The sequence below is a fragment of the Streptomyces misionensis genome (assembly GCF_007896895.1).
GTDB lineage: Bacteria > Actinomycetota > Actinomycetes > Streptomycetales > Streptomycetaceae > Streptomyces > Streptomyces misionensis_A.
The window spans coordinates 21,565-28,387 of sequence record NZ_VOGW01000012.1; the positions used below are offsets into that span (position 1 = coordinate 21,565).

The 6,823-nt window shown below is 73.6% G+C and carries 7 protein-coding genes; 6 read left to right on the plus strand and 1 reads right to left on the minus strand.

What is annotated here, in order from left to right:
• Positions 1-3: 3 nt before the first annotated feature.
• Positions 4-1,002 (plus strand): methylmalonyl Co-A mutase-associated GTPase MeaB, encoded by a 999-nt coding sequence (gene meaB, locus FRZ03_RS01885; protein WP_146463350.1) that lies wholly within the window; start codon positions 4-6, stop codon positions 1,000-1,002.
• Here the strand turns inward: meaB and FRZ03_RS01890 are convergent.
• Positions 995-1,684, minus strand: coding sequence for a GAF and ANTAR domain-containing protein (locus tag FRZ03_RS01890; protein WP_146463351.1), 690 nt, complete (start codon positions 1,682-1,684; stop codon positions 995-997). The two genes, meaB and FRZ03_RS01890, sit on opposite strands and share 8 nt — an antisense overlap.
• Before the next feature lie 415 nt (positions 1,685-2,099).
• Here FRZ03_RS01890 and FRZ03_RS01895 point away from each other — a divergent pair, with 415 nt between their 5' ends.
• The 5 genes from FRZ03_RS01895 (at position 2,100) to FRZ03_RS01915 (ending at position 6,707) form a co-directional block, all read left to right on the plus strand.
• The gene (locus tag FRZ03_RS01895) at positions 2,100-3,434 is read left to right on the plus strand and encodes a PP2C family protein-serine/threonine phosphatase (RefSeq protein WP_398659512.1); all 1,335 of its coding nucleotides are present in this window, start codon (positions 2,100-2,102) and stop codon (positions 3,432-3,434) included.
• Between the two features lie 84 nt (positions 3,435-3,518).
• Positions 3,519-4,568, plus strand: a complete 1,050-nt coding sequence (locus FRZ03_RS01900) for an MASE1 domain-containing protein (protein WP_146463352.1) — start codon at positions 3,519-3,521, stop codon at positions 4,566-4,568.
• Positions 4,569-4,728: 160 nt separating this feature from the next.
• On the plus strand, positions 4,729-5,502 hold the full coding sequence (locus FRZ03_RS01905; RefSeq protein ID WP_146463353.1) for a maleylpyruvate isomerase N-terminal domain-containing protein: 774 nt from the start codon (positions 4,729-4,731) through the stop codon (positions 5,500-5,502).
• 50 nt (positions 5,503-5,552) lie between these two features.
• Positions 5,553-6,218 (plus strand): hypothetical protein, encoded by a 666-nt coding sequence (locus FRZ03_RS01910; protein WP_146463354.1) that lies wholly within the window; start codon positions 5,553-5,555, stop codon positions 6,216-6,218.
• 33 nt (positions 6,219-6,251) lie between these two features.
• On the plus strand, positions 6,252-6,707 hold the full coding sequence (locus tag FRZ03_RS01915; RefSeq protein ID WP_146463355.1) for a hypothetical protein: 456 nt from the start codon (positions 6,252-6,254) through the stop codon (positions 6,705-6,707).
• The last annotated feature ends 116 nt before the right edge of the window (positions 6,708-6,823 follow it).

The window sequence follows — 6,823 nt, forward strand, 5'->3', positions numbered from 1 at the left end:
GCGATGGCCGCGATCGACCTCGACACGTATGTGAAGGGTGTGCTCGACGGGAGGCGGGCCCTGGTGGCCCGCGCCATCACGCTCGTCGAGTCCACCCGGCCCCAGCACCGGGTGCTGGCACAGGAGTTGCTGACCCGGCTGCTGCCGCACAGCGGCCGGGCACGGCGGATCGGCGTCAGCGGGGTGCCGGGGGTCGGCAAGTCGACCTTCATCGACGCGTTCGGCACCATGCTGACCTCGATCGGCCACCGGGTCGCGGTGCTCGCCGTGGACCCGTCCTCCACCCGCACCGGCGGCTCCATCCTGGGCGACAAGACCCGGATGGAGCGGCTGTCGGTCGACCCGGCGGCCTTCGTGCGGCCCTCCCCCAGCGCGGGCACGCTGGGCGGGGTCGCGAAGGCCACCCGGGAGTCGATGGTGGTGATGGAGGCGGCCGGTTACGACGTGATCCTCGTGGAGACCGTCGGCGTCGGGCAGTCGGAGACGGCGGTCGCCGACATGGTCGACTCCTTCCTGTTGCTCACCCTGGCCCGCACCGGCGACCAGTTGCAGGGCATCAAGAAGGGCGTCCTGGAACTCGCCGACGTGATCGCCGTCAACAAGGCGGACGGCCCGCACGAGCGCGACGCGCGGGCCGCGGCGCGGGAACTGGCGGGCGCGCTGCGGCTGATGCACGGCAAGGACGCCTTCTGGACGCCGCCGGTGCTGCACTGCAGCGCGCGCGAGTCGACCGGTCTCGACACGGTGTGGGAGCGGCTGGAGCGGCACCGGGAGCTGCTGGACTCCACCGGCCGTCTCACCGCCAAGCGGCGCGACCAGCAGGTGGACTGGACCTGGGCGATGGTCCGCGACGAACTCCTCGGCCGGCTGCACGCGAGCCCGGCGGTGCGGGAGGCGGCGCCGGATCTCGAACGGCGGGTCAGGGAGGGCACGTTGACGGCGACGCTGGCGGCGGAGCAGATCCTGGCCGCGTTCGAGGGGCGGACCCCGCCGGTCAGTTGAGCCCGCCGCGTTCGCAGATCCGGCGCGCCACCTCCCGGAGTTTGACGTTGTGGTCCTGGGAGTAGCGGCGCAGCACGTCGAAGGCCTGGTCCTCGGTGAGGTCGTGGCTGCCCATGAGGATGCCCATGGCCTCGCCGATGACGTGCCGGGTGGAGACGGCCTCCTCCAGCTGGGCGTGGGTGCGGGCACTGGAGAAGGCGACGGCGGCGTGCGAGGCCAGCAGCCAGCCGGCCGTCTCGCCGGCCTCGGTGAACGCGCCGGGCCGGCGGGAGTACAGGTTGAGCGCGCCGAGGTCCTCGTCCTCCGTGTAGAGCAGGAAGCCCATCATGCTGCCGAGGCCCAGCTCGCGGGCGGCGGCCACATAGGCCGGCCAGCCCGGGTGGTCCTCGCGGAAGTCGCCGATCCGGAACACCCGCTCCGCGCCGTCGCGCCGGGCGACGTCGTAGCAGGGGCCCTCCTGGAGGCGCTCCTGGAGCTGGTCGCTGTCGATCACCACCTGGTCGGTCGGGGCGAGGGTGCGCACCCCCTTGGCGTCCAGGATGAGGATGCCGGCCGCGTCACAGCCCGGGACGAGTTCGATGGCCGAGTGAGTGACCCGGTCCAGGGTCTCGGTCACCGTCTCCTGCGCCAGCAGGTCCCGCGCCATGGCCGCGAGCCGCTCTGCGAACATACGCCAGTCCATCGTTCTCCTCCCTGCCCGTCCCCACCCGACCACCTGCCCTCTTTCCACCATCGCATCCCCGTCCCCACCAGGCGCAGGAGACGCGGCGGCCCGTACGGTGGACCACGCACCGGCCCGTACGGCGGGCCACGCGCCGCGGCCGGTCCCCACCGTGCCGACCGTCGGGGAGGATGCCGTCGCGGCGGCGTGCCCCGGGCGAGGGGCGGCGCCGGCCGGCGAGGGTGGCGGCCCGGGTCCGCCCGCGTGTCGCGGCCCGGGGCGAGCGGCGGCACGGCGCGTACTGCCCTATTTTTTGATTGATGACCGAAATGCCCGTGTCGCCGTGCCCCACCATGGACCCCGATGACCCGGGGTCGCGCGAGGAGGGCGTGATGTACCGCTCCGAGAACGGCCGGCCGGCCGCCGGGTGCCCATGATGGCCGGTCCCGAGAACGGGGCGTCGCCGAAGCCCCCGAACGACTCCGACCTCCATGTGCGGCTGCGAGCCGAGCTGGGCCGGATGGACGAGCAGATGCGGGGTCTGCTGGAGGCCATGGACCGGCTCCAGGGCCTGCTGGACGCGGTGGTCGCGATCACCCGGGAGAACGAGCTGCCCTCGGTGCTGTACCGCATCGTCACCACCGCCATGGACCTGGTCGGCGCCCGCTACGGGGCGCTCGGTGTGCTCGCCCCGTCCGGGGACGAACTGGAGCAGTTCATCACCGCCGGCCTCACCGAGCAGGAACGCGCCGCCCTGGCCGGCATCGGCTTCCCCCGGGGCCGGGGAGTCCTCGGGCATCTGATCCACCACCCCGAGCCGCTGCGGCTGGAGAGCATCGCGGGGCATCCGTCCTCCGTGGGCTTCCCGCCCGGCCACCCGCACATGGGCACCCTGCTCGGGGTCGCCGTCAGCGTCCGCGGCGAGATCTACGGCGATCTCTACCTCTCCGAGCGGCGGGACGGACAGCCCTTCGACGTGGACGACGAGAGCGTGGTCATCGCCCTGGCCGGCGCCGCGGGCATCGCCATCGAGAACGTCCGCCTGTTCGAACGGGTCCGCGAGGGCGCCGAACAGTTCCAGCGCCTCCTGCTGCCCACCCTGCCGGACCTGCGCCCCTTCACCGCCGCGGCGGTCTACCAGCCCGCCGCCGAGCCCAGCAAGCTCGGCGGTGACTGGTACGACGCCATTCCGCTGCCCGGCGATGTGGTGGCGGTCGTCATCGGGGACGTCGTCGGCCACGACCTGCGGGCCGCGGCGGCGATGGCCTCCACCCGCAACATGCTGCGCGCCCTGCTGTTCGACCGGGGCAACGCGCCCGGCGCCGTCCTCTCCCGGCTCGACCGCACCCTGCAGGCGATCACGGACAACCCGATCACCACCACGACGCTCGCGCGCATCGAGCCGGACGGGCCGGGCTGGCGGCTGTCCTGGAGCACCGCGGGCCATGTCCCCCACCTCCTGATCGCCCCGGGCCGGCGGGCGGAGTACCTGTTCGCCGAGCCCGGCCTGCCGCTCGGCGTCGACCCGGCGCAGCCGCGCCCCGACCACTCCTGCCCCGTCCCGCCGGGCGCCACCGTGGTCTTCTTCACCGACGGCCTGGTCGAGCACCCGGACCAGCCGATCGACCGGAGCCTCGCCGAGCTGAGAGACCTCGCCACCGAGTACTCCGCCCTGCCCCTGGAGGACTTCGTCCAGGCCCTGGCCGACCACCACCCCAGCGACGGCCACGACGACATGGCGGTGCTCGCCCTGCGCACCCCGCCCGCCTGACCCGTGGCCCGCCCGTGCCGTGGAGGATTCGCGGGAAGGGGCGGATGATGGGGTCCGGGGCGATGGCGATGCGGAGGTCGCCCGATGGCTGTCGCGCGGCAGGGACTGCTCCGGCGCGGTTGCACGACCGCTCTGGAGATCCTCGCCGTCACGGGGCTGTACTACGGCTTCGCCGAGCTGGGGCTGCTCCAGGAGCTGGTGCGCCGCCAGGTCACCCCCCTGTGGCCGCCGACCGGGATCGCCCTGGCGAGCCTGCTGCTGCTCGGGCCCCGGATCTGGCCCGGCATCGCCCTCGGCGCGCTGCTGGCCAACCTCGACCTCGGGCCGTCGTTCGCCGCCCTGTTCCTGATCGTCGTGGGCAACACGCTCGCTCCGCTGTGCTCGTACATGCTCCTTCAGCTCTCCGGTTTCCGCCTCGAACTGGACCGGCTGCGCGACGCGCTCGCCCTGATCTTCCTCGGCGCCTTCACCGGGATGCTGATCAGCGCGACGGCGGGCGGCGGCACGCTGGTCCTCTCCGGCGCCGTCACCACCGACCGGTTCTGGTCGACCTGGTGGGTCTGGTGGACCGGCGACGCCATGGGCGTCCTGGTGGTGACACCGGTCCTGCTGGTGCTCAGCACGGCACGCCTGCCGCGGAACGTCCCGCCCTCCCGCTGGCTGGAGGCGGTGCTGCTGGTCGTGGCCATCGCCTGCGCCGGGCTTGTCGAGACCGGTGCCACTCCCCTGCTCTTCCTCGGCTTCCCACTGCTGATCTGGGCCGCCTTCCGCTTCCGGCTGGCCGGGGCCGCGCCCTGCGCCCTGGCCGTGTCGTCCTTCGCGATCTACGACGCCGCACGCGGGGCGGGGCCGTTCAGGGACCACGGTCTGCTCACCGACATGATCACCTTGCAGGCCTTCAACGCCTCCGCCGCGCTGACCGCCCTCCTCGTCGCGGCGGCCGTCAGCGAGCGTGACCGGTCCCAGCGGGAGATCGCCCGGGCCTGCGGCCACCTGGCCGAACTGGTGGCGAGACTCTCCGACACCGGCAACCAGCCGGCGCTGCCCGCCGTCGACGGGTACGGGGCGCAGCCTCATCCGCCCGGCGTGTCCAGGTCCGCCCCGGCGCCACGCGACCCGACCCCACTGGAGTGACGGGGCCGCACCGACCGCGCCGAGCCGACGACGGCGACCGGCCGACGGCAGCGTCGGTGTCGGCGCAGACCTCCCAGGCGGCGGCCGCGCTCTTCCCGACCTGGCCGCCGACCCGTGCCCCCCTGACGCCGGTACACCGAAGGCCCCGGCCCGGTTACCCATGCAGCGTGATCCCCACCCGGGTCGAGGAGACCCTGCCGGAAGTGGTCCCCTCCACGCGGTCCAGGCGCGGCGGCCGGACGACGGCACCTGGTGCGAGGCCTGGACGGTACGGGACGTCCTGATCCACCAGACGGCCAACGCCGAGGAGCCGGGCCGGGTCCTCAAGGCCTTCCTGGCGGGCGCGCCGGTGGAGACCCGGGGCTTCGACCGCGAGGCGCCCTATCACCGGCTGTCCGACACCGATCTGTGGTCGGCGTTCCTGCGCAACTGCGTGGAGCTGACGGACATCGCCGCGGCCGCCGCGCGGGACCTCCCGCCGGACACGGAGGTGCGGTGGACCGGCCGCACCGTGACGGCCCCCTTCTTCGCGGAGCACATGCGCGAGCAGCTGATCCTGCACCGCTGGGACCTGACCGGCGACGACGGCCCGGCCGTACGCGCCCTGAACGAGCCCTGGATGACCGAGCACAGCGTGGTCTCCGTGGGCCGCCCCCTGCCGGCCCGCGGCCGGGCAGCCCTCTCCCTCGCCCCGGCCGACCGGATCGAGGCCCGACTGCGCACCCCGGGCACGCCCGACGTCGTCCTGACCGCCGGCGCCGACACCGCCGACATCCGCCTGGCCGCCCCCGAGGGCCCCGCCACCATCGAGAGCGACGCCGCCACCCGCCTGCTCCTCCTCTGGGGCCGCCGCCCGTCCGACCCGTCCCGCCGGCACAGCTCGGCGGGCGCGGAGGAGCTGCGCAGGGTGCGGGGGCTTCTGGGGGGCTACTGAGCCCCGACCGGCGCAACCCCGTTGTCACAGGCGTGCGCTTGAATGCGGCTGTGACCGTTCACGACATCGCCCGGCGGCTGCCCGAGCCGACCGCCCTCCATGCCCACTGCCGCGCCCTGGCCATGCTGGAGGCGGTACTGGAAAGCGAACGGGCGTACCGTTTCCACTCCTTCGACGCCCGTTGGTCACAGGCGCAGGCCATGGCCTCGATGTCCAACGGATCGGGCGACGAGTACGCGATCGTGTTCTCGGCCGCCGGCGTCTACGTGCGCGGGTTCGCGCACGAATCACCCATGAGCCCTTACGCCGTGGACGGACCGTGGCCCGGCGTGCTCGACGACGTGCCCGCCGTCTTCCGGTCGTACACCGAGGAGCCGGCCTTCTCGGACGAGGACGGGATGCCCGTCGTCACGGCCTGTCTATGGCGGGAGGCGGGAGACGACCGATGGAAGGCCGGAGCGATCGACTTTCCCGAAGAGACCACGGGAGACCCGGACGGCGCCGCCTTCTTGTTCGGTCTGCTGACGGACCGCTCCCCGGAGGCGTTCCAGCAGTGGGCCGAGGACTACCACGAGGTCCCGGTCGACCTGGACGCGGTCCGGCACGTCCTTTCCTGCCGTCCGCTGACCGAAGCAGTGGTCCGTGCGCTGAACCCGGAGGTCGCCCTGGCCGACCTGGCGCAGGACATCGAGGAGATCGGCTATCCGGTGGCGTGAGACGGCCGCGAGCCCGGTACTCCGCAGCAGCCGATGCCCCGGTCCGTCTTCGCGACCGCGGGACTCGCGGACCACGCCGTGCGCACCTGCCGTCTGGAGCGCGGCCTCGCCGAACACCTGGTCCACCACGGCGATCCGGCCCGGCGCTGCGCCCTCGCGGGCAATCCGCACCTGGGCGCGGAGCTGGTCGGCCTCCTGACCCAGGGCCCCGACCGGGGCGTCCGTTCCGTCGTGACCGCGCGCTCCGACCTCGCCGAGGACCAACGGGCGGGGATCCCCATCGACTTCGATCCGCGCGGCCATCACGCCCCGCTCGGCTGGGTCACCGGACGCCACCACGGCGGGGGAATGCCCGCGCGGGTACTGGTCCGACTCCTGCGGGACCCCGAGACCGCGCGGGTGGCGGCCCAGCACCGGCAGTTGCCCGCCGTCGTGGAACGGATGCTCCGGCCGGTCCAGCCCCCGGCCGGCCCTGCACCGGGGCCGTGAACCGGCGGCCCGGTGCAGGGCCGGTAGAAGAAGACGGCACCGCATCGCTGTGCCCGCATCCCTGAAGGGCCGGGTCATCCCCTCCACTTCAGGGGATGACCACCCCCTCACGCCAA